This is a genomic window from Pseudomonas sp. VMV1 (assembly GCF_056790235.1).
This window is the reverse complement of sequence record NZ_JBXGSE010000003.1, coordinates 485,941-510,944: the sequence shown is the minus strand read 5'-3', so window position 1 is coordinate 510,944 and position 25,004 is coordinate 485,941. Positions and strand designations below refer to the sequence as shown.

The window sequence follows — 25,004 nt, the reverse complement described above, 5'->3', positions numbered from 1 at the left end:
TATAGGGGCGCGCCAGGGGTGGTTCAAGCCACCCCGGACAGATTGCCTTTCCTGCCGTAACGCATTTGTGTCAGCGAATGTGCGCCAGTACGCCTTGAAGTTCGTCCAAAGAGGTGTAACGGATGACCAGTTGCCCCTTCCCCTTCTCGCCATGGCGGATCTGCACGTTGGCGCCCAAACGCTCGGCCAGACGCTGCTCCAGACGACTGATGTCCGGATCTACGGGTGGCGCCTTCTCGCTCGGTTCCACGCCACTGAGCCACTGGCGGACCAGGGCTTCGGTCTGACGAACCGTCAGGCCCCGTGCGACAACGTGCCGCGCCCCTTCGGCCTGACGGCCCTTCGGCAGGCCGAGCAAGGCCCGCGCGTGGCCCATTTCCAGCTCGCCCTTGGCCAGCAGCTCCTTGGCGTCTTCGGCCAGCGCCAGCAGGCGCAGCAGGTTGGTCACGCCCGAGCGCGACTTGCCGACGGCTTCGGCCACCTGGGCCTGGGTCAGCTCGAACTCATCCTGTAGCCGCTGCAGGGCCATGGCCTCTTCCAGCGGGTTGAGGTTCTGCCGCTGGATGTTCTCGATCAGCGCCAGGGCAATGGCCACCTGGTCAGGAACGTCGCGGACCAGCGCCGGGATACGCTCCAGACCGGCCTGCTGGCTGGCACGCCAGCGGCGTTCACCGGCGATGATCTCGTAGCGACCCTCACCGATGGCACGCACCACGATGGGCTGCATCAGTCCCTGGGTGCGGATGGAATTGGCCAATTCTTCCAGCGCGACGGGATCCATGTGCTGGCGCGGCTGGTACTTGCCGCGCTGGATGATGTCCAGCGGCAGCGATTGCAATTCGCTGACCGGGGTGGCGGCAGCCTGCTCCTGCAGGACCTTGACGCTGGCGCCGCCGAGCAGGGCATCGAGGCCGCGGCCCAGTCCTCGTTTCTTCACAGCCATGGGGATTCCTTAGGCAGTCTTGGCGGTGCGAGCCGCCTTGCGCTGACGTTTGACCAGCTCGCTGGCCAGCTCCAGATAGGCCGCAGCCCCTTTCGAACTCTTGTCGTAGACCAGGGCGGGCATACCGTAGCTGGGCGCTTCGGCCAGGCGGACGTTGCGCGGAATGATGGTTTCGTAGAGCTCGTCGCCAAAGTGCTGCTTGAGCTGGGCGGCGACGTCGTTGGCCAGGCCGATGCGCGGATCGAACATGGTGCGCAGCAGGCCTTCGATCTTGAGCTGGGGATTCAGCCGCTGGGCGATGTGCTGGATGCTGCCGATCAGATCGGTCAGGCCTTCCAGGGCGAAGTATTCGCACTGCATGGGGATGATCACGCCATCGGCGGCCACCAGCCCGTTGATGGTCAGCATGGACAGCGACGGCGGACAGTCGATGAGCACGTAGTCGTAGTTGTCCCGCACCGGCGCCAGGGCATCGCGCAGGCGACTCTCGCGACCGGTCATCTCCAGCAGTTCGACCTCCGCGGCGGTGACATCACGGTTAGACGGCAGCAGCTGGTAGCCGCCATGCTCGGAGAAGTGCATGGCATCGAGCAGACCGCAGGCGCCGGTGAGAACATCCAGTACCGAATGCTCCAGGGCGTGCTTGTCCACCCCGCTGCCCATGGTGGCGTTACCCTGGGGATCGAGATCGATCAGCAGCACCTTGCGCCGGTTGGTGGCGGCCAGAGAAGCGGCGAGATTGATGCACGTGGTGGTCTTGCCCACCCCGCCCTTCTGGTTGGCTATCGCGTAAACCTTGGCCATGTACCGCCTTACCCCTCTCCAATCGTGCGGCGCAGTATCAGCAAGTGCCGCTGGCCTTGGCAACCGGGAACCGCGAGGACGTGCGCCGCCGCAACCCGGAAATCCGCTGGTAGCTTGGCCAGCTCGTCGTCGGGGTGCAGCCCCTTCATCGCCAGCCACTGTGTTTGGTTGTCGCCCAGGTGCCGCGTCCAGGTGGCGAAGTCGTCGATGGCGCTGAACGCCCGCGAGACGATGCCGGTGAAGGGCGTCGCCGGCTGGAAGGCCTCGACACGGGCGTGGACCACCTCGAGGTTGTCCAGACCCAGTTCGATCTTGGCCTGGGTCAGGAAGCGCGTCTTCTTGCCGTTGCTGTCGAGCAGGGTGAAGCGCGATTCGGGAAACAGGATCGCCAGGGGAATGCCCGGCATGCCGCCGCCGCTGCCCACATCCAGCCACTGCCCGGCCGCCACATGGGGGACGATGCTGAGGCTGTCCAGCAGGTGCCGCGAAACCATCTCGTCAGGATCGCGCACCGCGGTCAGGTTGTAGGCCTTGTTCCACTTGACCAGCAGGTCCAGGTAGCCCAGCAGCCGTTCCTCCACCGGGGCGGAGAGCATCACACCCAGGGTCTCGGCGCCCTGGCGCAGTTCGTTGGCTTGAATCGCGCTGGCCATCAGGCGCTGTGCTCCAGGCTGCGACCGGCGCTGCGCTTCTTCAGGTGGATCAGCAGCAGCGAGACCGCCGCCGGCGTGACGCCAGGGATGCGCGAGGCCTGCCCCAGGGTCTCGGGACGGGCCTGGGCCAGCTTGTGCTGGATCTCCTTGGACAGTCCGGAGATGGTGGCGTAGTCGAGCTCTGCCGGCAGCGCCACGGCGTCACTGGCGCGCAGACGCTGGATCTCGTCCTGCTGGCGATCGATGTAGCCGGCGTACTTGGTCTTGATCTCGATCTGCTCGGCGACCTGGGTCTCGGCTGGCGTCTGGCCCACGGCGGCCATCAGGCCGGCGTAGTCGATCTCCGGACGCGCCAGCAGATTCTGCAGGTTGTATTCGTGATTGAGCGGCGTGCCGAAGCGCTCGGCTACCGCCGTGCCCTCGGGCGTGCCCGGGCGAATCCAGGTCGCCTTGAGGCGCTGCTCTTCCAGGGCGATGCCTTCGCGCTTGGCCTCGAACAGCGCCCAGCGCTGATCGTCCACCAGGCCCAGTTCCCGGCCCTTTTCGGTCAGGCGCAGGTCGGCGTTGTCTTCGCGCAGGATCAGCCGGTACTCGGCGCGCGAGGTGAACATCCGGTAGGGCTCCTGGGTACCCAGGGTGATGAGGTCATCCACCAGGACGCCGAGGTAGGCCTCGTCGCGGCGCGGACACCAGGCCTCACGGCCCTGGGCGCGCAGCGCGGCGTTGGCCCCGGCGAGCAGACCCTGGGCGCCGGCTTCTTCGTAACCGGTGGTGCCATTGATCTGGCCGGCGAAGAACAGGCCGGCGATGACCTTGGTTTCCAGGCTGTACTTGAGATCCCGCGGATCGAAGAAGTCGTATTCGATGGCGTAGCCGGGCCGCAGGATGTGGGCATTTTCCATGCCGCGCATGGAGCGCACCACCTCGAGCTGCACATCGAAGGGCAGCGAGGTGGAGATGCCGTTGGGGTAGAGCTCGTGGGTGGTCAGACCCTCGGGTTCGAGAAAGACCTGATGGCTGTCCTTGTCGGCGAAGCGATGGATCTTGTCTTCGATGGATGGACAGTAGCGCGGCCCTACCCCTTCGATCACGCCCGAATACATGGGCGAACGATCCAGGTTGGCGCGGATGATGTCGTGGGTGCGGGCGTTGGTATGGGTGATCCAGCAGCTGACCTGCTGCGGATGCTGCTCGCGATTGCCGAGGAAGGACATCACCGGCAAGGGGGTATCCCCGGGCTGCTCGGTCATCACCGAGAAATCCACCGACCGGCCGTCGATGCGCGGTGGCGTACCGGTCTTCAGGCGGGACACCCGTAGCGGCAGTTCCCGCAGGCGCTGGGCCAGGGCGATGGCGGGCGGATCTCCCGCTCGTCCACCGCTGTGGTTCTGCATGCCGATGTGGATAAGACCACCAAGGAAGGTCCCGGCGGTCAGCACCACGTTATCCGCATGGAATTTCAGGCCCATCTGGGTGATCACGCCGGCAACGCGATCCCCCTCGACGATGAGGTCGTCACAGGCTTGCTGGAATATCCACAGGTTGGGCTGGTTTTCCAAGGCGTAGCGGATAGCCGCCTTGTACAGCACGCGATCGGCCTGGGCGCGAGTGGCGCGGACGGCAGGTCCCTTGCGGCTGTTGAGAATACGGAACTGGATGCCGGCGAGATCCGTCGCCGCGGCCATGGCGCCGCCCAGGGCATCGATCTCCTTGACCAGATGGCTCTTGCCGATGCCGCCAATGGCGGGATTGCAGCTCATCTGGCCGAGAGTTTCCACATTATGCGTGAGCAGCAGGGTACGCACACCCATACGGGCGGCCGCCAGGGCCGCTTCGGTACCGGCATGGCCGCCGCCGATCACGATGACGTCGAAACGGGAAGGAAAGTCCACCACGCACCTCGTGCCTGTTGGCAGGAATTCGAAGGAAAGCCGGCAAGTATAAGGCCTAGGCCAGTCTTGCAGAAGGGGCTCTGGCCAAAAAATGACCAGTCAGCGGTGAGGGGCTCCAATATAAACAATAGGGAAGAAAGTTTTAAAAGGACTGTTATAGAGCTTATGTATACGCAAGCCATTTTCTGTGGATAACCCTACACAGGCCACGTCGGGGCTGGGCTGGGGAAAACCTGAACCCGGTGTACGTCTTGTGCTGTGGATGAACACAAGCTCTCAGCATCCTGTGGAGCCTTTGCTCGCTTATCCACAACGCCAATCATGGACAGGTCGTGCACCGATTTATGGGCAGACCTCAGGCAGGGTTATCAACAGGGCTCTGGAAAGGGGGAATGAGGATAGCCAAGGCCTGCATTGCACAGGCCTGGAGCAGCGGGCAGGGTTTACTTGCCGATGCAGAAGCTGGAGAAGATGCGGCCGAGCAGGTCGTCGGAGCTGAAGGCCCCGGTGATCTCGCCAAGTACCTGCTGGGCCTGCCGCAGGTCTTCGGCCAGGAGTTCGCCAGAGCCGGCCAGGGTGAGTTGGCGATAGCCATGGTCCAGAGCGCTGGCGGCCCGCTGCAAGGCGTCCAGGTGGCGACGCCGTGCGCTGAAGCCGCCCTCGGTGGTCTGTTCGAAGCCCATGCAGGCCTTGAGGTGTTCGCGCAGGGCCTCGACACCGCCACCATCGGTGGCACTCAGAGCGATCTCCACCGGCTCGGTGCTGGGCAACAGGCCGGTGGCTTCGCCGGTGAGGTCGGCCTTGTTGCGGATCACCGTCAGCTTGTCCAGTGGAGGCCGGGTGCTCAGCAGTTCCGGCCACAGCGCCTGGGGATCCCCGGCTTCCGGGGCGCTGGCATCCACCACCAGCAGCACCCGATCGGCACCGGCGATGGCGTCCAGGGCGCGCTGGACGCCGATCTGCTCCACCCGGTCGGCGGTATCGCGCAGTCCGGCCGTATCGACCACATGCAGCGGCATGCCATCGATGTGGATATGTTCGCGCAGGACATCCCGGGTGGTGCCGGCGATGTCGGTGACGATGGCGGCTTCCCGGCCGGCCAGGGCGTTGAGCAGGCTGGACTTGCCGGCATTGGGCCGGCCGGCGATCACCACCGTCATGCCGTCGCGCAGCAGGGCACCGCGATTGGCTTCACGCTGGACCTCGTGCAATTCGGCCTGCACACCCTCCAGCAATCCCTGGACCCGACCATCGGCGAGGAAGTCGATCTCCTCCTCGGGAAAGTCGATGGCGGCTTCGACATAGATGCGTAGGCGGATGAGCTGCTCGACCAGGCTTTCCACCCGGCGGGAGAACTCGCCCTGCAGCGAGCGCAGGGCATTGCGCGCCGCCTGCTCGGTGCTGGCCTCGATGAGATCGGCGATAGCCTCCGCCTGGGCCAGGTCCAGTTTGTCGTTGAGAAAGGCGCGTTCGCTGAATTCGCCCGGACGGGCCAGCCGCGCGCCCTCTTCCAGCGTACGGCGCAAGAGCAGGTCGAGGATCACCGGGCCGCCGTGACCTTGCAATTCCAGGACGTCTTCGCCGGTGAAGGAGTTCGGGCCAGGAAAGAACAGGGCAATGCCCGCGTCCAGTACGCTGCCGTCGGCGGCAAGGAAGTTGCCATAGTGAGCATGCCGCGGCGTTAGCTCGCGGCCGCAGATGGCCTGGGCCAGGGGTGCGGCCAGGGGACCGGAGACGCGCACGATGCCGACACCACCACGGCCGGTGGCGGTGGCGATGGCGGCGATGCTGTCGGAAGGCAGGGACATGACGATCCTCCAGAAAGCACGACGCCCCAATCAAGGGGCGTCGTATGGACAGGTTGAGCGGGGTCAGGCCTTCTTGGCGGCCGCCTCGATCTTCCGGGTAATGTACCACTGCTGCAGGATCGACAGGCAGTTGTTGACGATCCAGTACAGCACCAGACCGGCCGGGAACCACAGGAAGAAGAAGGTGAAGATGATCGGCATCATTCTCATCACCTTGGCCTGCATGGGATCCGGCGGCGCCGGGTTCAGCATTTGCTGCACCAGCATGGTACCGCCCATGATGATCGGCAGGATGAAGAAGGGATCCTTGGCCGACAGGTCGGTGATCCAGAACATCCAGGGCGACTGGCGCATCTCGACGCTTTCCAGCAGCACCCAATACAGCGCCAGGAATACCGGCATCTGCACCACGATGGGCAGGCAGCCACCCAGCGGATTGATCTTCTCCTTGCGGTACAGCTCCATCATCGCCTGGGACATCTTCTGGCGATCGTCGCCATGCTGTTCCTTCAGCGCTTGCAGGCGTGGTCCGACGGCACGCATCCGGGCCATGGAACGGTAGCTGGCGGCGGACAGCGGGAAGAACAGCATCTTGATGATGATGGTCAGGACGATGATCGACCAGCCCCAGTTACCCAGGATGCTGTGGATATGCTGCAGCAGCCAGAAGATCGGCTGGGCGATGAACCACAGGAAGCCGTAGTCGACGGTCAGCTCCAAGCCATGGGACAGGGTCTTGAGGTGTTCCTGGATCTTCGGACCAGCGTAGAGGGTGAGCGAGGTCTCGCCCTTGCCACCCGCCGGCACGCTGAATTGCGGACCGGTGAAGCCGACGATGTAGTTGCCCTGGGCATCCTTGCGGGTGGTGATCTGGTGCTGCTCGTCCTTGTTCGGCACCCAGGCGGTGACGAAGTAGTGCTGCAGCCAACCGACCCAGCCGCCCTGCACGGATTCCTGCAGGCGGTTCTTGTCCATGTCGCCCATGGACACCTTGCGATAGGGCTCGGCCGGGGTACCGACCGCGGCGCCCAGGTAGGTGGAGACGCCGGTCGCGGTAGTGGCCGACGGATCCCCGCTCTTGTCACGCTTGAGCTGCGCATAGAGCACGCCATTCCAGGCGTTGGCGCTCTGGTTGTCGATCAGGTAGCTGACCTGGATCTGATAGGCGTCCGGGTTGATGCAGGTGATCTTCTTCTGCGCCTTCTCGGCGTCCGAGCAGTCGACCTTCAGACCCCGGTGGAAGGTGAATCTCTTGATGTAGTCGACGCCATTGGCCTGGTACTTGAGATCCACCACCAGCTGTTGCTTGCCATCGGCGAGCACATAGCTGGACTGGGCCGAGGTGTACAGCGGGCGACCGGCGCTGTTGGCGTCGGGACCGTTGGCACCGGTCAGGCCGCTCTGGGCCAGGTAGAGACGCTCGTTGCCGTTGTCGAACAGCATGAAGGGAACGTCGGGATGGTCCTGGCGCCGGGGGTACTGCACCAGACCGAGCTGGACGATGTCGCCGCCACGGGGGTCGATGGCCAGATCCAGAACGTCGGTACGTACCTTGATGAGCGCAGTGCTGGCCTGAGCGGTCGAGTTGTCCACCGGGGCCGCGGCCTTGGCGTCAGCCGGAACGTCGGTGGGCACGTTGGGGGTATCGCCGGGCAGGACGCTGGTTTGCGTCTTGGCCGTGGGCAGATCGGCCTGGCCGTAATCCTTGTTCCACTGGAAGACCAGGGTGTAGGACACGATCGCCAGGGCGGCAATGAGTAGCGGGCGCTTGATATCCATGTTTACTCGGCCATCGAAGAGGTCGGGGCTGGGTTCTTTGCGGGAGGAACGGGATCGTATCCGCCTGAGTGCCAGGGATGGCACCGGCACAGTCGCCGTGTGGTCAGCCAGCCACCACGCAGCAGCCCGTGGCACTCGATGGCTTCGAGGGCGTAACCGGAACAGGTCGGATAGAAACGACAGTGACTGGCCATCATGGGGCTGATGGCATAACGGTAGAAGCGAATCAGCAGCAGGGCCGGTTTACGCATGAGCACCGTCGGGACTGTCGGTTGGCTGGGCAACGGCCTTGCTCGCCTGGCGATTGAGACGTTTCCAGAGTTGCAGCAGTTGATCGTGCAATTCGGGATTGTCTACTTCGCCGAGCCCTTTCCGGGCGACGAAGACCAGATCGAAGCTGCCCAAGCGGTCCTGATTCAGACGGAAGGAATCTCGGATGACCCGCTTGATGCGATTGCGCTCGACAGAAAGCTTGACGCTTTTCTTGCCGATGACCAGCCCCAGGCGGGAATGGTCTAGCCCATTGGCATGGGCGAGCAGCAGCAGGTGCTTGCCGGATGCCTTGTGGGTGGGAGAGTCAAAGACCGCTTGGAACTGTTGGGAGCTCAGTAAGCGCCTGTCCCGACCGAAACCCTGACTCACCACCTGACCGGGCAATCAGATCGCCAGACGCTTGCGGCCTTTGGCACGGCGACGGGACAGAACCTGACGGCCGTTCTTGGTTGCCATACGAGCACGGAAACCGTGGACACGGGCGCGCTTCAGGGTGCTGGGTTGGAAGGTGCGTTTCATGGACTTTTACCTAGGTGAAAGCGGCAAGGCATGAGCGCCCCGCGCAAAGAGACCGGGGATTCTAGAGAAAGCCTCGGTATAGGTCAATTTCCAACCAGCACACGCTGACAGGAGACCGCGTAAATAAAATTAACAGGTCAAAAGGTTTTAAAGGACTGTTGAAGTGAATATGTATGGTGAAGCCGATTTCTGTGGATAGAACGCGCAGACACAGATGCCCACTGGCCGGAGCGAGACCGGCAACTCTGTTTTCAACAGGTGGAGCAAGGGTGGCTAGCCTGGTCAGAGGCTGTGGATAAGCGAAGGGGTTACCCACATCACGATTATCCACAGCGCAAACCCGGTACTTGTCCAGAAAGGTCAGACGGCGTTATCCACAGAGCTGACGGTCGCCTGGAGAGTGGTCTGGGCGGAAGGGGCTATTCGCCGGGAAACTGCGCGGTCATGTGGATAACCCGGGTGGGGAGGGATACAATGGGCGTTTGCTCATGGCCCTTCCGGGCCGCTCCAGTCCTTGGGAGACGCTGTGTCGGTCGAACTCTGGCAACGTTGCGTAGATGTGCTGCGCGACGAGCTGCCTTCGCAACAATTCAATACCTGGATCCGGCCACTGCAGGTGGAAGCGGAAGGGGATGAGCTGCGGGTGTTCGCGCCCAACCGCTTCGTGCTCGATTGGGTCAACGAGAAGTACCTGAGCCGAATCCTCGAATTGCTCGAGGAGCATGCCGACGACGGTATCGCGCCAGTGCTTTCCTTGTTGATCGGGAGCAAGCGCAGCAACAAGCCGCGCCCGGCCCAGACACCCAGTAGCCAGAGCAGCCCCCTGCCGCCGCCGGTACAGGCCCCGCAGCCGATCCAGTCGGATATCGTCACCGCGGGTGTGGCCCTGGAAGACGTGACGGCGGAACTGGCCGAGGCCGACGAGCCGGCGGTCAAGACCGAACGCACCGTGCAAGTGGAAGGTGCACTCAAGCACACCAGCTATCTCAACCGTACCTTCACCTTCGAGAACTTCGTCGAGGGCAAGTCCAACCAACTGGCCCGCGCGGCGGCCTGGCAGGTGGCGGACAATCCCAAGCACGGCTACAACCCGCTCTTCCTTTATGGCGGCGTGGGTCTGGGTAAGACCCACCTGATGCACGCAGTGGGCAACCACCTGCTCAAGCGCAATCCGAATGCCAAGATCGTCTATCTGCATTCGGAGCGTTTCGTCGCCGACATGGTCAAGGCGCTGCAGCTCAATGCCATCAACGAGTTCAAGCGCTTCTACCGCTCGGTGGATGCCCTGCTGATCGATGACATCCAGTTCTTCGCCCGCAAGGAGCGATCGCAGGAAGAGTTTTTCCACACCTTCAATGCGCTGCTCGAAGGTGGACAACAGGTGATTCTCACCAGCGACCGTTATCCCAAGGAGATCGACGGCCTGGAAGAGCGGCTCAAGTCGCGCTTCGGCTGGGGCCTCACCGTGGCCGTGGAGCCACCGGAGCTGGAAACACGGGTGGCGATCCTGATGAAGAAGGCCGACCAGGCCAAGGTCGACCTGCCCCACGACGCCGCCTTCTTTATCGCCCAGCGCATCCGTTCCAACGTGCGTGAACTGGAAGGCGCGCTCAAGCGGGTGATCGCCCACGCCCACTTCATGGGACGGGACATCACCATCGAGCTGATCCGTGAGTCGCTCAAGGATCTCCTGGCACTGCAGGACAAGCTGGTCAGCATCGACAACATCCAGCGCACCGCGGCCGAGTATTACAAGATCAAGATCGCCGATCTGCTGTCCAAACGCCGCTCGCGCTCGGTGGCCCGGCCGCGGCAGGTCGCCATGGCGTTGTCCAAGGAACTGACCAACCACAGCCTGCCGGAAATCGGCGACGCCTTTGGCGGACGCGATCACACGACGGTGTTGCACGCCTGTCGAAAGATCGCCGAACTTCGGGAATCCGACGCGGATATTCGCGAGGATTACAAGAACCTGCTGCGTACCCTGACCACCTGACGGACGCGGCCCTGGCAAGGACCTGACCATGCATTTCACCATTCAACGTGAAGCCCTGTTGAAACCGCTGCAGCTGGTGGCCGGTGTCGTGGAACGTCGGCAAACGCTGCCGGTGCTGTCCAACGTACTCCTGGTCGTGGAAGGCCAGCGGCTGTCGCTGACCGGTACCGACCTGGAAGTCGAACTGGTTGGCCGGGTCGATCTGGAAGAAGCCGCCGAGGCTGGCGAGATCACCGTGCCGGCACGCAAGCTCATGGACATCTGCAAGAGCCTGCAGCCCGATGCGCTGATCGACATCCGCACCGAGGAGCAGAAGCTGCTGATCCGTGCCGGACGCAGCCGTTTCACCCTGTCCACCCTGCCCGCCAACGACTTCCCCACCGTGGAGGAAGGCCCGGGCTCGCTGAAGTTCAGCATTCCCCAGGGCCGCCTGCGTCGCCTGATCGAGCGCACCGGCTTCGCCATGGCCCAGCAGGACGTGCGCTACTACCTCAACGGCATGTTGCTGGAAGCCAGCACCGGACGCCTGCGCGCCGTGGCCACCGACGGCCACCGCCTGGCCATGTGCATGCTGGAGGCCGACGTCGACCAGGCCGAGAAGCACCAGGTCATCGTGCCGCGCAAGGGCATCCTGGAATTGTCGCGCCTGCTCACCGAACCGGAAGAACCGGTCAACGTCGTTCTGGGTCAGCACCATATTCGTGCCACCACGGGCGACTTCACCTTTACCTCCAAGCTGGTGGACGGCAAGTTCCCCGACTACGAGCGTGTCCTGCCGCGGCATGGCGACAAGCTGGTGCTGGGTGAGCGCCAGCATTTGCGCGAGGCTTTCAGCCGCACCGCCATTCTCTCCAACGAGAAATATCGCGGCATTCGCCTGCAGCTGGAAAACGGCTTCATGAAGATCCAGGCCAATAACCCGGAGCAGGAAGAGGCCGAGGAAGAGCTGCAGGTCGACTATGACGGCGGCAGCCTGGAGATCGGTTTCAACGTCAGCTACCTGCTCGACGTGCTGGGCGTGATGACCACAGACCAGGTGCGTATCACCCTGTCCGATTCCAGCAGCAGTGCGCTGTTGCAGGAGGCGGGCAACGACGATTCCTCCTATGTCGTGATGCCGATGCGCCTCTGATCGCCGCTCGATGACATTGATCCGCTTCAATGCCGACCGCCTGCGCAATCTGCAGGCGGTCGCGCTTCAGCCCTCGCCACGGGTCAACCTGCTGCATGGCGCGAACGGCAGCGGCAAGACCAGCCTGCTGGAAGCCATCCACCTGCTGGGACTGGCCCGCTCCTTTCGCAGTACCAAGCTGGCGCCGGTCATCCAGCACGAGCAGGCCAGTTGCACGGTGTTCGGTCAGGTGCGGCTGCCTGGTGGGCAGGACTGCAATCTGGGCATCCAGCGCGAGCGCGGCGGTGACTACCAGATCCGCATCAATGGCGAGAATGCCCGCAGTGCGGCGCAGTTGGCTGAGGTGCTGCCGCTGCAGCTGATCAACCCCGATGGCTTCCGGCTGCTCGAAGGCAGCCCCAAGATCAGGCGGCAGTTTCTCGACTGGGGCGTGTTCCACGAGGAACAGCGCTTCCTGCCGCTCTGGCAACGCCTGCAAAAGGCGCTCAGGCAGCGAAATCACTGGCTCAGACGTGGTAAAATCGACCCTGCGGCGCAGGCCGCCTGGGATCAGGAACTGGCCCTGGCCAGCGGCGAGATCGATGGCTTTCGCCAGGCCTATATCCAGCGTCTGAAGCCGGAATTCACGGCGGTGCTGGCCGAGCTGATCCAGCTGGACGGCCTGACCCTGAGTTATTACCGCGGCTGGGACCGCGAGCGCGATCTGCGCGAGGTGCTGGCGGATAGCCTGCCGCGGGATCTGCAGCTGGGGCATACCCAGGCCGGCCCGCAGCGCGCCGACCTGCGGATCCGCATTGGCAATCACAACGCGGCGGACATCCTGTCGCGTGGTCAGCAGAAGCTGGTGGTGTGCGCACTGCGCATTGCCCAGGGGCGGCTGGTCAACCAGGTCAAGCGAGGCCAGTGCGTCTATCTCATAGACGATCTGCCCTCGGAACTGGACGAGGGACACCGGCTGGCCTTGTGCCGGCTGCTGGAGGCACTGGAGTGCCAAGTCTTCATTACCTGTGTCGAGCGCGAGACGCTACAGGCCGCCTGGCGGCCGGAGACAGAGGTCAGCGTGTTTCACGTGGAACACGGCCATATCAAGCAGACCCACACTAGCGGGAGCCAAGCATGAGCGAGAACAATACCTACGACTCTTCCAGCATCAAGGTGCTGAAGGGACTGGATGCCGTGCGCAAGCGCCCCGGCATGTACATCGGCGACACCGATGACGGCACTGGCCTGCACCACATGGTCTTCGAAGTGGTGGACAATTCCATCGACGAAGCCCTGGCCGGCTTCTGCAGCGAAATCAGCATCACCATCCACATGGATGAATCCATCACCGTACGCGACAACGGTCGCGGCATCCCGGTGGACATCCACAAGGAAGAAGGCGTCTCGGCGGCCGAGGTCATCATGACCGTCTTGCACGCCGGCGGTAAGTTCGACGACAACACCTACAAGGTGTCCGGCGGCCTGCACGGCGTGGGTGTCTCGGTGGTGAACGCGCTGTCCGAAGAGCTGCGGCTGACCATTCGCCGCGCCGGTCAGGTGTGGGAGCAGGTCTATGTGCATGGCGTGCCCCAGGCGCCCCTGGCGGTGATCGGCGAAACCGACACCACCGGTACCCAGGTGCACTTCAAGCCCTCGGCCGAGACCTTCAACAACATCCAGTTCAACTGGGACATCCTGGCCAAGCGGATTCGCGAGCTGTCCTTCCTCAACTCCGGCGTTGGCATCGTCCTGCGCGACGAGCGCAGCGGCAAGGAAGAGCTGTTCAAGTACGAGGGTGGCCTGCGCGCCTTCGTCGACTACCTGAACACCAACAAGACCGCGGTGAACGAGGTGTTCCACTTCCAGGTGCAGCGCGAGGACGACGGCGTGGCCGTGGAAGTGGCCCTGCAGTGGAATGACAGCTTCAACGAGAACATCCTCTGCTTCACCAACAACATTCCCCAGCGCGATGGTGGTACCCACCTGGCGGGCTTCCGCTCGGCGCTGACGCGCAACCTGAACAGCTACATCGAGGCCGAGGGCCTGGCCAAGAAGTTCAAGGTGGCCACCACCGGTGACGATGCCCGCGAGGGCCTGACCGCCATCATCTCGGTCAAGGTGCCGGATCCCAAGTTCTCCTCCCAGACCAAGGACAAGCTGGTCTCCTCCGAGGTGAAGACCGCGGTGGAACAGGAGATGGGCAAGCACTTCTCTGATTTCCTGCTGGAGAATCCCAACGAAGCCAAGGCGGTGGTCGGCAAGATGATCGATGCCGCGCGGGCTCGTGAAGCGGCCCGCAAGGCGCGGGAGATGACCCGGCGCAAGGGCGCCCTGGACATCGCCGGCCTGCCTGGCAAGCTGGCGGACTGCCAGGAGAAGGACCCGGCGCTGTCGGAACTCTACATCGTGGAGGGTGACTCCGCCGGTGGCTCGGCCAAGCAGGGCCGTAACCGGCGCACCCAGGCGATCCTGCCGCTCAAGGGCAAGATCCTCAACGTCGAGAAGGCGCGCTTCGACAAGATGCTCTCCTCCCAGGAAGTGGGCACCCTGATCACCGCGCTGGGCTGTGGTATCGGCCGCGAAGAGTTCAACATCGACAAGCTGCGCTACCACAACATCATCATCATGACCGATGCCGATGTCGACGGCTCGCACATCCGTACTCTGCTGCTGACCTTCTTCTTCCGTCAGATGCCGCTGTTGATCGAGCGGGGCTACATCTACATCGCCCAGCCGCCGCTGTACAAGGTGAAGCGTGGCAAGCAGGAGCAGTACATCAAGGACGACGAGGCGATGGAGGAATACCTGACCCAGACCGCCCTCGAAGAAGCCAGCCTACATGTCAACGAGAACGCCCCGGGCCTCTCCGGCGTGGAGCTCGAGAAGCTGGTGAACAGCTACCGCCAGGTGATGAAGACCTTCAAGCGCTTGTCGCGGCTGTATCCGGCCGCCGTCAGTGAACACCTGCTGTACCTGCCACGGGTCGGTGTCGATCAGCTGGCTGATGAAGCGGCGATGCGTCAGTGGCTGGAAGGCCTTAGCGCACGCCTGCAGACCTCCGAGCGCTCCGGCACTACCTACCGTGTCAGCTTGCGCGAGGACCGCGAGCGAGGTCTGTGGCTACCAGAGGTGGAGACCCTCGCCCATGGCCTATCCAGCTACGTCACCTTCAACCGGGACTTCTTCGGCAGCAACGATTACCGCCTGGTGACCGAGCTGGCCGCCCAGCTGGACAACCTGCTGGAAGAAGGAGCCTATGCCAAGCGCGGCGAACGCCGTCGCCCGGTCAGCACCTTCAAGGAAGCCTGGGAATGGCTGATGAACGAGACCAGCAAGAGATTCAACATCCAGCGTTATAAGGGGCTGGGCGAGATGAATCCGGATCAGCTGTGGGAAACCACCATGGACCCGAACGTGCGCCGCATGCTTCAGGTGACCATCGAGGATGCCATCACGGCGGATCAGATCTTCAACACCTTGATGGGTGATCAGGTGGAACCGCGTCGCGACTTCATCGAGAGCAACGCCCTGGCGGTGTCGAACCTCGACGTCTGATAGCTTCGGTTATGCACAAGCCCCGCCATGCGGGGCTTTTTTGTGGAAAACATTCTGGCTAGAGGCAGACGCCGTTTCGTTCCCTGCTCAGGAATGCCGCTCATCTTATAGCCAGGGGTTTTGTGGATAGTTTTGCTCAGCGTCTTTTGAAGAGACCTTGGAATGCAAGCAAAGAGGCCGTGCCATGCGGCATAGAGACACAGGCTATAAAGGATCATCCTGTGGATAAGCTTGGGAATAAGCTTGTCGGTACTTGTGGATGAGCGCTGATCCGAGGTAGCAGGCCGAAATTCGGGCACGCAGAAATGCCTAGTCCGCCTGTGGATAAGTGTGTGGGTAAAGTGAGGAAAACCGGTGAAAACAGCCAGGCCATTGCGGCCTGGCGATCAGGCGATTATGCGGTCAGGCGACGCGGCGCTCGGTTGGGCTGGCGTCAGAGGCGGGCGCAAGCGCCTGCTCGATGAAGGCGAAGCTGCGAGCATTCAGATCGACGATGGCGCGGGGATCCTGACCCTGTGGATAGAGCAGCGGGCCGATGCTGACCTTGATGGTCCCCGGCGACTTGATCCACGAACGATTTGGCCAGTAGGCACCGGCGTTGTGGGCGATGGGCAGGATGGGGACGTTCAGGCTGCAGGCCAGGGCGGCACCGCCGCGGGAGAACTTGCCCATCTTGCCAGGATCGATGCGGGTGCCCTGGGGGAAGATCAGCACCCAGCAGCCCTGGGCCAGGTAGCGGCCGCCCTGCTCGGTCAGCTGCTGCAGGGCCAGCTTGCCGTTGTCGCGGTCGATGGCGATGGGCTTGAGCAGCGAGAAAGCCCAGCCAAAGAAGGGAATCCGCAGCAGTTCGCGCTTGATCACCTGGGAGGTGGGTTCGAACTGGGCGGACAGGAAGAAGGTTTCCCAGGTGCTCTGGTGATTGGCCACGATCACGCAGGGCTGCGCCGGGACGTTTTCCAGCCCTTCGATTTCGTAACGAATGCCGCAGATGACCTTGGCCAGCCAGACGGCAAAGCCGGTCCAGGCCTTGACCACCAGCCGATAGCGGGCGCGATAGGCCAGGAAGGGCGCGATCAGCAGGCTGACGCAGGACCAGAGGATGCCGCTGGTCCCCAGCAGCACGTAGAACAACAGGGTACGCAAGAGCCGCATCAGCGCGTTTCCTCAAGCAGGTGATCAACCACCGCAGCCAGGTCGGCGAAGACCTGGGTACCGGATGGCAAGGGCTTGGCCAGGGTGCGCTCGCCCTTGCCGGTACGCACCAGGTAGGGCGTACAGCCAAGGGCCACGCCGGCTTCCAGGTCGCGCAGGCTGTCGCCGACCACGGGGACTTCTGCAAGATCAGGGCGCCCGTAATGGGTGGCGATGGCGCGGAACAGGCCGGGTAGCGGCTTGCGGCAGTCACAGCCTGTTTCCGGGCCATGGGGGCAGTGCAGGATCAGATCGACCCGGCCGCCCTCCTCCGCCAGCAGGCGTTGCAGCTTCTCGTGCATGGCCGCCAGGTCATCTTCCGTGAAATAGCCCCGGGCCAGACCTGACTGGTTGGTGGCCACGGCCACCTGCCAGCCGGCCCGGTTCAGGCGGGCGATCGCGGCGAGGCTGCCGGGCAGCGGTTGCCACTGCTCGGCGCTACGCACGTAGTCATCGGAGTCGACATTGATGACGCCATCGCGGTCCAGCACGATCAACTTCATGCCCTAGCCCAGCACCGAGATGTCGGCGATGCCGAGGAACAGGCCGCGCAGATGCGCGAGCAGCGCATAGCGATTGGCGCGGACGCGCTCGTCTTCGGCGTTGACCAGGACTTCGTCGAAGAAGGCATCCACCGGAGCACGCAGGCTGGCCAGACGCTCGAGGGCTTCGCCATAGCGACGGGCTTCGGCCAGGGGCGCGGCATCCCGCTCGGCAGCGGCGATGGCGGCGGCCAGGGTGCGCTCGGCGTCAGTCTCGAACAAGGCGGCATCGGCCTGGGCGGCAACCTGACCTTCGAATTTACCGAGCAGGTTGGAGACACGCTTGTTGGCGGCCGCCAGGGCTTCGGCTTCGGGCAGGCGACGGAAGGCCTGCACGGCCTGGACGCGCTGGTCGAAATCCAGTGCCGAGGCCGGACGCAGGGCGCGCACGGCCAGGTAGGCGGCGGTGTCGATGCCTTCGTCCTCGTAGCGGGCGCGCAGCCGGTCGAAGACGAAGTCCAGTACCTGCTCTTGCAGGCCGGCCGCCTTGACTCGCTCGCCGTAGCCGGCGATGGCGAAGGCGACGGCGGCTGGCAGATCCAGCTCCAGTCCCTTCTCGATGAGGATGCGCAGCACGCCCAGGGCCTGACGGCGCAGGGCGAAGGGGTCCTTGCTGCCGGTGGGCAGCATGCCGATGCCGAAGATGCCGACCAGGGTATCGAGCTTGTCGGCCAGGGCCACCGCCGCGCCGGTCAGGGTCTGCGGCAGTTCGGCGCCGGCGCCGCGCGGCATGTACTGCTCGTTGAGCGCCAGGGCCACGTCTTCGGCCTCGCCGCCTTTCTTGGCGTAGTAGTAGCCAGCGATGCCCTGCATCTCGGGGAATTCGCCGACCATCTCGGTGGCCAGGTCGCACTTGGCAAGCACGCCGGCGCGGTGGGCACGCTCGGCATCACCGCCGATGCGTTCGGCGATAAAGGCGGCCAGGGCGGCGACGCGCTGGGCCTTGTCGTAGACCGTGCCGAGCTGGGCCTGGAAGACCACGTTCTTGAGGCGCTCGTTGAAGCTTTCCAGCGGCTGCTTCTGGTCCTGCTTGAAGAAGAACTCGGCATCGGTGAGACGGGGGCGCACCACCTTCTCGTTGCCGCTGATGATCTGCGCGGGATCCTTGCTTTCCAGGTTGGCCACGGTGATAAAACGTGGCAAGAGCTTGCCCTGGGCGTCCAGCAGGCAGAAGTACTTCTGGTTGTCCTGCATGGTGGTGATGAGCGCTTCCTGGGGCACCTCGAGGAAGCGTTCCTCGAAGGCACAGACCAGGGGTACCGGCCATTCCACCAGGGCGGTCACCTCGTCCAGCAGCGCGGGCGGCACCACGGCACTGCCCTGCTCCGCCGCAGCCAGTTCGGCCACGCGGGACTCGATGAGCTGACGTCGCTCGGCGAAGTCGGCCAGCACATGGGCGGCACGCAGATCGGCGGCATAGTGGGCCGGGGCGCTGATACGCACGGCATCGGGATGGTGGAAACGATGGCCACGGGACTCACGACCGGCACGGCGGGTGAGGATCTCGCAGTCGATGACCTCATCGCCCAGCAGCATCACCAGCCACTGGGTCGGACGGACGAACTCCTCGCGGCGGGCGGCCCAGCGCATGCGCTTGGGAATCGGCAGCTCGGCGAGGGAGGCTTCGACGATACCAGGCAGCAGGGAGGCGGCTGGCTGGCCAGGAATGCTCTGGGAAAATCTCAGCTTGGGGCCGCTGCGATCGATGGCGCTGATGTCGACGCCACACTTGCGGGCGAAACCCAGGGCCGCCTGGGTGGGCTGGCCATCGGCGCCAAAGGCGGCCTGGACCGGCGGGCCATCCAGGTTGACACTCCGCTCGGGCTGCTGGGTCTGCAGGGCTTCGACCAGTACCGCCAGACGGCGCGGCGCGGCATAGGCGCGGGCGCTGGCGTAGCCGAGACCGGCCTGCTTGAGGCCCTTCTCGATGCCGGCGAGAAAGCTGTCGCCAAGGGTCTTGAGCGCCTTGGGGGGCAGTTCTTCGGTACCCAGTTCGACCAGGAAATCCAGGGTATCGCTCATCATTCGCCCTCCTTGAGCAGCGCTTGGACATCGTCGCGACCCAGGACCTCGTCACGCAGCGCCGGGGTGGCCAGCGGGAAGCCTAGCCGGGCGCGGGCCTTGAAGTAGCCCTGGGCGACGCTGCGGGCCAGGGTGCGCACGCGCAGGATGTAGCGCTGGCGTTCGGTCACCGAGATGGCGCGGCGGGCGTCCAGCAGGTTGAAGGTGTGGGAGGCCTTGAGCACCATCTCGTAGGTGGGCAGCGGCAGGTCCAGGGCGATCAGGCGATTGGCCTCGGACTCATAGAAGTCGAACAGCTCGAACAGCTTGGGCACATTGGCGTGCTCGAAGTTGTAGGTGCTCTGCTCCACCTCGTTCTGGTGGAAGACGTCGCCATAGGTCACGGTGCCGAAGGGACCGTCGGCCCAGATCAGGTCGTAGACCGAGTCCACGCCCTGCAGGTACATGGCCAGGCGTTCCAGGCCATAGGTGATCTCGCCGGTCACCGGATAGCACTCGATACCGCCGGCCTGCTGGAAGTAGGTGAACTGGGTGACTTCCATGCCGTTGAGCCAGACTTCCCAGCCCAGACCCCAGGCGCCCAGGGTGGGCGATTCCCAGTTGTCCTCGACGAAACGCACGTCGTGCACCAGAGGATCCAGGCCGATGGCGGCCAGGGAACCCAGGTAGAGCTCCTGGAAGTTGTCCGGATTGGGCTTCAGGACCACCTGGAACTGGTAGTAGTGCTGCAGGCGGTTGGGGTTCTCGCCATAGCGGCCGTCGGTGGGGCGGCGGCTGGGCTGCACATAGGCGGCGTTCCAGGTCTCGGGACCGATGGCGCGCAGGAAGGTGGCGGTGTGGAAGGTACCGGCGCCAACTTCCATGTCATAAGGCTGGAGTACCACGCAGCCCTGCTCGGCCCAGTATTGCTGCAAGGCCAGGATCAAGTCTTGGAAGGTGCGCGCGGTGGGCTTGGACTGGCTCACGAAAAATACCCGTTCGGCTGCGACGAAAAGCCGGAGAGTATAGCTGAAAGCCGGGGGTGACCGCATGGGCTCGTAGGGCTGCCCGGTGGTATTTGGCAAGGATGGCTGCCTGCGCGCTTTATCGCGGCCATGGGCCGCTCCTACAGGTACGGGTTGGCCTGTAGGAGCGGCCCATGGCCGCGATAAAGGTAGCTGCTCCTAAGGTAGCAGCGCCTGCGGCCTGGTAGAAACGTGCGTTCTGAGCATTCGCCATACCACCCATTTCAGAAGCCGTTGTGATTCGCCTCCGCTGGCGGGCAATTGCGCTAAGGTGAGGCCTTTCCTCCTCGACCGAGTCTTCGCCATGCCGCGTTGCTTCTGGTGCACCGCCGATCCGCTGTACATCGAGTATCACGACCACGAATGGGGCGTACCCCAGCGCGATCCGGCGGTGCTCTTCGAATTCCTGCTGCTGGAAGGCTTCCAGGCGGGTCTGTCGTGGATCACCGTGCTGAAGAAGCGCGAGCGCTATCGCCAGGTGCTGCACGGCTTCGATCCTCGGCGGCTGGCGCAGTTGACCGATGCGGAGCTCGCGGAGCTGATGCAGGACCCGGGCATCATCCGCAATGGCGCCAAGCTGCGCGCCGCCCGTCAGAATGCTCAGGCCTGGCTCAGGCTCGAAGACCCGGCCGATTGGCTGTGGTCCTTTGTCGGTGGCGCGCCGCGCATCAACCATTTTCGCGACCGCGACGAGGTGCCGGCGATCACTCCGGAAGCCGAGGTCATGAGCAAGGCGCTCAAGAAAGCCGGTTTCACCTTTGTCGGCCCGACCATCTGCTACGCCTTCATGCAGGCCATGGGGTTGGTGATGGACCACACCCTCGATTGCGACCGCCATGCCGAGTTGGCTCGTCCGTCGGCAGAACTGCAAGAAAAGTCGAATGTATAGCTGCCAGTTGGCGCGAACCTTACGCTTTCTTAACGTTTCCGGGACCTGTAGACGCTAAACTGTCGGCGCATTCAGACAGGAGTCCCTCTTTTGGAAAGATTCAAAGGCGCGCTGATGATCGCCTTCCTGCGCCTTTTCGCCCTGCTGCCCTGGCCACTGGTCCAGCGCCTGGGTGGATTCATCGGCTGGTGCATGTGGAAGCTGCCGACCCGCGCCAGCAAGGTTACCCGCATCAACCTCGCCCACTGTTTTCCCGAACTCGATGCCGCCGGCCTGGAACGGCTGTCGCGCGAGTGCCTGCGCGGCATCGGCAAGACCCTGACCGAAAGCGCCTGCGCCTGGATCTGGTCGCCCCAGCGCTCTCTGCGCCTGGTGCGCGAGGTGGAAGGCATGGACGTCCTGCAGGAGGCTCTGGCCTCCGGCGATGGCGTGGTGGGTATCACCAGCCACCTGGGCAACTGGGAATTGCTCAACCACTTCTATTGCTCCCATGCCAAGCCGATCATCTTCTACCGGCCGCCCAAGCTGAAGGCGGTGGATGACCTGCTCAAGCGCCAGCGGGTCCAGCTGGGTAACCGGGTGGCGCCTTCCACTCCGGAAGGCATCATCAGCGTGATCAAGGAAGTCCGACGCGGTGGCGCCGTCGGCATTCCCGCCGATCCCGAGCCGAGTCGCAGCGCCGGGCTCTTCGTGCCTTTCCTCGGCACCACCGCCCTGACCAGCAAGTTCGTCCCTTCGCTGCTGGCGCGCGGCAAGGCCCGTGGGGTGTTCTTCCATGCCATGCGCCTGGAAGATGGCAGCGGCTACAAGGTGATCCTGGAAGCCGCCCCCCAGGCCATGTACGACCCGGATCCGGAGGTCTCGGTGGCCGCCATGAGCGAGGTGCTGGCCGGTTACGTGCGTCGCTATCCGACCCAGTACATGTGGAGCATGAAGAGATTCAAGAATCGCCCGGACGGCGAAGAGAAGTGGTACTGAGTCCCCTGGCCCGGGTCATGTCTGGGCCCTGAAGGGCGTGCGGTCGTCTTATGACCTATCGCTCGGCGCTTCGCCAGGACCGTTCGCTCGGCGCTTCGCCAGGACCGTTCGGTCGGCGCGCGGCTGACAGGCGCGGGGCTTTGCCGGAAGCTGCCCGGACCTCAAGGAAGCGCCAAGTCAGGGAGTCAGGCGATGAATTCGCGGGATCAGCGCCAGCATACCCGTACCCCCCTCAAGTGCCGGCTGTGGATCGCCTATCCGGATGGCGAGATCGTCGGCGAGACCCGCGATCTGTCCGATGGCGGCGTCTACGTGGTGCATCCCGAACTGACGCGGCTGCCGCGAGGTACTCGGGTAGTGGGTCAGGTGCTCGACCTGCCCATGGAAGCACCCAAGGTGACCATGGAAATCATGCGCACCGACGGCGACGGCGCAGGACTCAGATTCCTGCGCGATCAGGACTGAGCGCGGCGCGCCAGGCGCTTGAGAAACACCGTCATCTCCTTTTCCGCCTGCTTGTCGCCCTTGGCCTGCGCCGCCTGCAGGCCTTGCGTCCAGGCGGCTTCGGCGCTTGCCAGGTCGCCGCTACTCTCGTGGGCCTTGCCCAGCATCTTCCAGGCCGCCGAATACGCCGGATCGAACTCGACGCAGTGCGCCAGGTGCTCGAGCGCCCGCGCAGGCTCGCCCGCATCCAGATAGCCCTTGCCCAGACCGAACCTGAGCAGGGCATTGTCCTGGCCGCGAGCGAGCATTTTCTCCAGGGATTCGAGCATGGCGAGGTCTCCTACTTGGCGATCTTGATCAGCTTGCAGTAATAGAAGCCGTCGTGGCCGTCGGGCTGCGGCAGGAGCTGGCGGCCATGGGGCTGGGCAAGGCCCCAGGGAGCGGGGATATCCAGCTCGCGGGCGCCCGGGGTGCGGGCGAGAAAGGCGGCGAGGTTGTCGCTGTTTTCTTCCGGCAACACCGAGCAGGTGGCGTAGACCAGGATGCCGCCTACCTCCAGCGTCGGCCAGAGCGCGTCCAGCAATTCACCCTGCAGCTGCACCAGGGGCGCGATGTCGCTGGCCTGGCGGGTCAGCTTGATGTCCGGATGACGGCGGATCACCCCGGTGGCGCTGCAGGGAGCGTCCAGCAGGATGCGCTGGAAGGACGTGCCGTCCCACCAGTCGGCCACGGCGCGGCCATCGGCGGCCAGGGTACGGGCCGTGAGGCCCAGGCGCGCCAGATTCTGCTCGACGCGCTCCAGGCGACCGGCATCGGCATCCAGCGCCACCACCTCGGCCAGGGCGGGTTCGCGCTCCAGCAGGTGACAGGTCTTGCCACCGGGCGCAGCGCAGGCGTCCAGCACTCGCTGGCCGGGCGCCAGTTCCAGCAGGTCCGCCGCCAGCTGGGCGGCCTCGTCCTGCACGCTGAGCCGACCCGCGGCAAAACCCGGCAGGGCGGTGACGTCCTGGGGTTGCAGCAGGCGGATGCCGTCGACGCTGAAGGTGCAGGGCACCGCCTCGATACCGGCGGCGGCCAGGTCGGCCAGATAGGCATCGCGACTGCCCTGGCGGCGATTGACCCTGAGGATCAGCGGCGGGTGCAGATTGTTCGCGGAGGCGATGGCTTCCCACTGCTCCGGCCAGCGCGCCTTGAGCGTCTTCTGCAGCCAGCGTGGATGGGCCAGGCGCGCGGCGGGGTCATGCTCCAGGGCCGGCAGCAGGCTCTCGTATTCGCGCTGGGCGCGGCGCAGCACGGCGTTGAGCAGCCCCTTGGCCGAGGACTTCTTCAGCTTGTCGACACAGCCCACCGTCTCGCCAATGGCGGCATGGGCCGGGATGCGGGTGTGGAACAGCTGGTAGAGACCGATCAGCAGCAGGGCTTCGAGATCGCGGTCGCCGGCCTTGAAGGGCTTTTGCAGGAGCTTTTCCGCCAGCAGCGACAGCCGCGGCTGCCAGCGCGCAGTACCAAAGGCCAGGTCCTGGGCCAGGGCGCGGTCACGTGGATCGACCTTGGCCAGTTGCTCGGGCAGGCTGCTGCCCAGGGAGGCACGTCCGGCCAGGACCGCGGCCAGGGCACGGGTGGCCGCCAGCCGCGGATTCATAGACCCAGCACCTGACCGGGGGCGAAGCGCTCGCGGCGGGCGTTGTAGAGATCGGCGAAGCCCAGCGGTTTGCCGCCAGGCAGTTGCAGGCGGGTCAGACGCAGGGCGCCTTCGCCACAGGCAACCAGCAGGCCTGCGCGATCGGCGTCGAGCACCATGCCCGGAACGCCCTGCCCTTCGGCCAGTTCGGCGGCCCAGACCTTGAGGGGTTCACCAGCCAGGGCGGTGTGGCACAGCGGCCAGGGATCGAAGGCGCGGATACGGCGCTCCAGTTCCACCGCCGGACGACCCCAGTCCAACCGGGCCTCGTCCTTGTTGAGCTTGTGGGCGTAGGTGGCCAGGTTGTCGTCCTGTACCTCGCCCTGCAGACTGCCGTCGGCCAGCCCCGGCAGGGCCTGGACCACGGCGGCGGCGCCTAGGGCGGCCAGGCGATCGTGCAGGCTGCCACCGGTGTCCGTGGCGGTCAGCGGCGTGGTCACCTTGCTCAGCATGGGGCCGGTATCCAGACCGGCTTCCATGCGCATCACGGTGACGCCGGACTCGGCATCACCTGCCTCCAGCGCACGCTGGATGGGCGCCGCGCCGCGCCAGCGCGGCAGCAGCGAGGCATGGCTGTTGATGCAACCCAGGCGGGGGATGTCCAGCACCACCTGAGGCAGAATCAGGCCGTAGGCCACCACCACCAGCAGGTCGGGTTCCAGGGCCGCCAGGGTGGCCTGGGCCGCGGGATCACGCAGGGTCGGCGGCTGCTGCACGGGAATGCCGTGGGCCAGTGCCAGCTGCTTGACCGGACTCATGGCCAGCTTCTGGCCTCGCCCGGCGGGGCGATCCGGCTGGGTGTAGACGGCAGCGATGGGGTAACCGGCAGCGATCAGCGCCTGCAGGTGCACGGCGGCGAATTCCGGGGTTCCGGCGAAGACGAGGCGAAGGGATCTGGACATGGCGGACCTGGCGGA

The 25,004-nt window shown here is 64.5% G+C and carries 23 protein-coding genes; 7 read left to right on the top strand and 16 right to left on the bottom strand.

The annotated features are described in order from the left end of the window. Nucleotides 1-70: 70 nt before the first annotated feature. The 9 genes from ACUCV0_RS12420 to rpmH form a co-directional block, all read right to left on the bottom strand. On the bottom strand, nt 71-943 hold the full coding sequence (locus ACUCV0_RS12420) for a ParB/RepB/Spo0J family partition protein (protein WP_059312995.1): 873 nt from the start codon (nt 941-943) through the stop codon (nt 71-73). 9 nt (nt 944-952) lie between these two features. Next, complete coding sequence (locus ACUCV0_RS12415) at nt 953-1,747, bottom strand: ParA family protein (RefSeq protein WP_059312996.1); 795 nt, start codon at nt 1,745-1,747, stop codon at nt 953-955. Nucleotides 1,748-1,755: 8 nt separating this feature from the next. Then, complete coding sequence (gene rsmG, locus ACUCV0_RS12410; protein WP_059312997.1) at nt 1,756-2,400, bottom strand: 16S rRNA (guanine(527)-N(7))-methyltransferase RsmG; 645 nt, start codon at nt 2,398-2,400, stop codon at nt 1,756-1,758. Then, entirely contained in the window at nt 2,400-4,292 is a 1,893-nt protein-coding gene (gene mnmG / locus ACUCV0_RS12405; protein WP_059312998.1) for a tRNA uridine-5-carboxymethylaminomethyl(34) synthesis enzyme MnmG, read from the bottom strand. The genes rsmG and mnmG overlap by 1 nt, the downstream gene beginning before the upstream one ends. A gap of 443 nt (nt 4,293-4,735) precedes the next feature. Next, nucleotides 4,736-6,100: a tRNA uridine-5-carboxymethylaminomethyl(34) synthesis GTPase MnmE gene (gene mnmE / locus ACUCV0_RS12400; protein WP_482212828.1), complete on the bottom strand. Its 1,365-nt coding sequence runs from the start codon at nt 6,098-6,100 to the stop codon at nt 4,736-4,738. A 63-nt stretch (nt 6,101-6,163) separates the two neighbouring features. Then, complete coding sequence (yidC, locus tag ACUCV0_RS12395; protein ID WP_059313000.1) at nt 6,164-7,879, bottom strand: membrane protein insertase YidC; 1,716 nt, start codon at nt 7,877-7,879, stop codon at nt 6,164-6,166. Nucleotides 7,880-7,881: 2 nt separating this feature from the next. Further along, nucleotides 7,882-8,130 (bottom strand): membrane protein insertion efficiency factor YidD, encoded by a 249-nt coding sequence (gene yidD, locus ACUCV0_RS12390; protein WP_082696248.1) that lies wholly within the window; start codon nt 8,128-8,130, stop codon nt 7,882-7,884. Next, a complete protein-coding gene (gene rnpA, locus ACUCV0_RS12385) occupies nt 8,123-8,524 on the bottom strand; it encodes a ribonuclease P protein component (RefSeq protein ID WP_059316791.1) in 402 nt (133 codons plus the stop codon). The genes yidD and rnpA overlap by 8 nt, the downstream gene beginning before the upstream one ends. A 12-nt stretch (nt 8,525-8,536) precedes the next feature. Beyond that, the gene (gene rpmH, locus ACUCV0_RS12380) at nt 8,537-8,671 is read right to left on the bottom strand and encodes a 50S ribosomal protein L34 (RefSeq protein WP_007160134.1); all 135 of its coding nucleotides are present in this window, start codon (nt 8,669-8,671) and stop codon (nt 8,537-8,539) included. 526 nt (nt 8,672-9,197) lie between these two features. Between rpmH and dnaA the strand changes: the two genes are divergently transcribed. The 4 genes from dnaA to gyrB are packed head-to-tail and all read left to right on the top strand — an operon-like array spanning nt 9,198 to nt 15,336. After that, the gene (dnaA, locus tag ACUCV0_RS12375; RefSeq protein WP_017641477.1) at nt 9,198-10,667 is read left to right on the top strand and encodes a chromosomal replication initiator protein DnaA; all 1,470 of its coding nucleotides are present in this window, start codon (nt 9,198-9,200) and stop codon (nt 10,665-10,667) included. Between the two features lie 28 nt (nt 10,668-10,695). Next, entirely contained in the window at nt 10,696-11,799 is a 1,104-nt protein-coding gene (gene dnaN / locus ACUCV0_RS12370; RefSeq protein WP_007160136.1) for a DNA polymerase III subunit beta, read from the top strand. A gap of 10 nt (nt 11,800-11,809) precedes the next feature. Beyond that, nucleotides 11,810-12,919 carry a DNA replication/repair protein RecF gene (gene recF / locus ACUCV0_RS12365; RefSeq protein ID WP_017641478.1) on the top strand — a complete coding sequence of 370 codons (1,110 nt, stop codon included), beginning with the start codon at nt 11,810-11,812 and terminating at the stop codon, nt 12,917-12,919. Continuing rightward, entirely contained in the window at nt 12,916-15,336 is a 2,421-nt protein-coding gene (gene gyrB / locus ACUCV0_RS12360) for a DNA topoisomerase (ATP-hydrolyzing) subunit B (RefSeq protein WP_271653475.1), read from the top strand. Before recF ends, gyrB begins: the two co-directional genes overlap by 4 nt. Nucleotides 15,337-15,738: 402 nt before the next feature. Here gyrB and ACUCV0_RS12355 read toward each other — a convergent pair whose 3' ends face one another. Genes ACUCV0_RS12355 through glyQ form a run of 4 tightly spaced genes read right to left on the bottom strand, consistent with a single transcriptional unit; the run spans nt 15,739 to nt 20,056 of the window. Then, nucleotides 15,739-16,488, bottom strand: a complete 750-nt coding sequence (locus ACUCV0_RS12355) for a lysophospholipid acyltransferase family protein (RefSeq protein WP_059313002.1) — start codon at nt 16,486-16,488, stop codon at nt 15,739-15,741. Continuing rightward, nucleotides 16,488-17,030, bottom strand: a complete 543-nt coding sequence (gene gmhB, locus ACUCV0_RS12350; protein ID WP_323148285.1) for a D-glycero-beta-D-manno-heptose 1,7-bisphosphate 7-phosphatase — start codon at nt 17,028-17,030, stop codon at nt 16,488-16,490. The genes ACUCV0_RS12355 and gmhB overlap by 1 nt, the downstream gene beginning before the upstream one ends. Before the next feature lie 3 nt (nt 17,031-17,033). Continuing rightward, the gene (gene glyS, locus ACUCV0_RS12345) at nt 17,034-19,091 is read right to left on the bottom strand and encodes a glycine--tRNA ligase subunit beta (RefSeq protein WP_482212827.1); all 2,058 of its coding nucleotides are present in this window, start codon (nt 19,089-19,091) and stop codon (nt 17,034-17,036) included. After that, nucleotides 19,091-20,056 (bottom strand): glycine--tRNA ligase subunit alpha, encoded by a 966-nt coding sequence (gene glyQ, locus ACUCV0_RS12340; RefSeq protein WP_271653478.1) that lies wholly within the window; start codon nt 20,054-20,056, stop codon nt 19,091-19,093. Before glyQ ends, glyS begins: the two co-directional genes overlap by 1 nt. A gap of 343 nt (nt 20,057-20,399) precedes the next feature. Between glyQ and ACUCV0_RS12335 the strand changes: the two genes are divergently transcribed. From ACUCV0_RS12335 to ACUCV0_RS12325, 3 genes are all read left to right on the top strand, one after another. Beyond that, nucleotides 20,400-20,984: a DNA-3-methyladenine glycosylase I gene (locus tag ACUCV0_RS12335; RefSeq protein ID WP_323148282.1), complete on the top strand. Its 585-nt coding sequence runs from the start codon at nt 20,400-20,402 to the stop codon at nt 20,982-20,984. A 90-nt stretch (nt 20,985-21,074) separates the two neighbouring features. Beyond that, nucleotides 21,075-21,962 carry a lysophospholipid acyltransferase gene (locus ACUCV0_RS12330; protein ID WP_482212826.1) on the top strand — a complete coding sequence of 296 codons (888 nt, stop codon included), beginning with the start codon at nt 21,075-21,077 and terminating at the stop codon, nt 21,960-21,962. Between the two features lie 192 nt (nt 21,963-22,154). Further along, nucleotides 22,155-22,427, top strand: a complete 273-nt coding sequence (locus ACUCV0_RS12325; RefSeq protein ID WP_482212825.1) for a PilZ domain-containing protein — start codon at nt 22,155-22,157, stop codon at nt 22,425-22,427. Here ACUCV0_RS12325 and ACUCV0_RS12320 read toward each other — a convergent pair. From ACUCV0_RS12320 to fmt, 3 genes are read right to left on the bottom strand one after another with little or no spacing between them, the layout of a single operon-like run. Then, the gene (locus tag ACUCV0_RS12320; RefSeq protein WP_482212824.1) at nt 22,418-22,735 is read right to left on the bottom strand and encodes a tetratricopeptide repeat protein; all 318 of its coding nucleotides are present in this window, start codon (nt 22,733-22,735) and stop codon (nt 22,418-22,420) included. The genes ACUCV0_RS12325 and ACUCV0_RS12320 overlap by 10 nt on opposite strands. Before the next feature lie 11 nt (nt 22,736-22,746). Beyond that, on the bottom strand, nt 22,747-24,048 hold the full coding sequence (gene rsmB, locus ACUCV0_RS12315) for a 16S rRNA (cytosine(967)-C(5))-methyltransferase RsmB (RefSeq protein WP_482212823.1): 1,302 nt from the start codon (nt 24,046-24,048) through the stop codon (nt 22,747-22,749). Next, nucleotides 24,045-24,989 carry a methionyl-tRNA formyltransferase gene (gene fmt / locus ACUCV0_RS12310; protein ID WP_482212822.1) on the bottom strand — a complete coding sequence of 315 codons (945 nt, stop codon included), beginning with the start codon at nt 24,987-24,989 and terminating at the stop codon, nt 24,045-24,047. Before fmt ends, rsmB begins: the two co-directional genes overlap by 4 nt. Between the last annotated feature and the right edge of the window lie 15 nt (nt 24,990-25,004).

Bases quoted from the DNA above. Each gene is read 5' to 3' on its own strand.
- ACUCV0_RS12420 (WP_059312995.1), bottom strand. From the start codon at position 943: ATGGCTGTGAAGAAACGAGGACTGGGCCGCGGCCTCGATGCCCTGCTC.
- ACUCV0_RS12415 (WP_059312996.1), bottom strand. From the start codon at position 1,747: ATGGCCAAGGTTTACGCGATAGCCAACCAGAAGGGCGGGGTGGGCAAG.
- rsmG (WP_059312997.1), bottom strand. From the start codon at position 2,400: ATGGCCAGCGCGATTCAAGCCAACGAACTGCGCCAGGGCGCCGAGACC.
- mnmE (WP_482212828.1), bottom strand. From the start codon at position 6,100: ATGTCCCTGCCTTCCGACAGCATCGCCGCCATCGCCACCGCCACCGGC.
- yidC (WP_059313000.1), bottom strand. From the start codon at position 7,879: ATGGATATCAAGCGCCCGCTACTCATTGCCGCCCTGGCGATCGTGTCC.
- yidD (WP_082696248.1), bottom strand. From the start codon at position 8,130: ATGCGTAAACCGGCCCTGCTGCTGATTCGCTTCTACCGTTATGCCATC.
- rpmH (WP_007160134.1), bottom strand. From the start codon at position 8,671: ATGAAACGCACCTTCCAACCCAGCACCCTGAAGCGCGCCCGTGTCCAC.
- dnaN (WP_007160136.1), top strand. From the start codon at position 10,696: ATGCATTTCACCATTCAACGTGAAGCCCTGTTGAAACCGCTGCAGCTG.
- recF (WP_017641478.1), top strand. From the start codon at position 11,810: ATGACATTGATCCGCTTCAATGCCGACCGCCTGCGCAATCTGCAGGCG.
- gyrB (WP_271653475.1), top strand. From the start codon at position 12,916: ATGAGCGAGAACAATACCTACGACTCTTCCAGCATCAAGGTGCTGAAG.
- ACUCV0_RS12355 (WP_059313002.1), bottom strand. From the start codon at position 16,488: ATGCGGCTCTTGCGTACCCTGTTGTTCTACGTGCTGCTGGGGACCAGC.
- gmhB (WP_323148285.1), bottom strand. From the start codon at position 17,030: ATGAAGTTGATCGTGCTGGACCGCGATGGCGTCATCAATGTCGACTCC.
- glyS (WP_482212827.1), bottom strand. From the start codon at position 19,091: ATGAGCGATACCCTGGATTTCCTGGTCGAACTGGGTACCGAAGAACTG.
- ACUCV0_RS12335 (WP_323148282.1), top strand. From the start codon at position 20,400: ATGCCGCGTTGCTTCTGGTGCACCGCCGATCCGCTGTACATCGAGTAT.
- ACUCV0_RS12325 (WP_482212825.1), top strand. From the start codon at position 22,155: ATGAATTCGCGGGATCAGCGCCAGCATACCCGTACCCCCCTCAAGTGC.
- ACUCV0_RS12320 (WP_482212824.1), bottom strand. From the start codon at position 22,735: ATGCTCGAATCCCTGGAGAAAATGCTCGCTCGCGGCCAGGACAATGCC.
- rsmB (WP_482212823.1), bottom strand. From the start codon at position 24,048: ATGAATCCGCGGCTGGCGGCCACCCGTGCCCTGGCCGCGGTCCTGGCC.
- fmt (WP_482212822.1), bottom strand. From the start codon at position 24,989: ATGTCCAGATCCCTTCGCCTCGTCTTCGCCGGAACCCCGGAATTCGCC.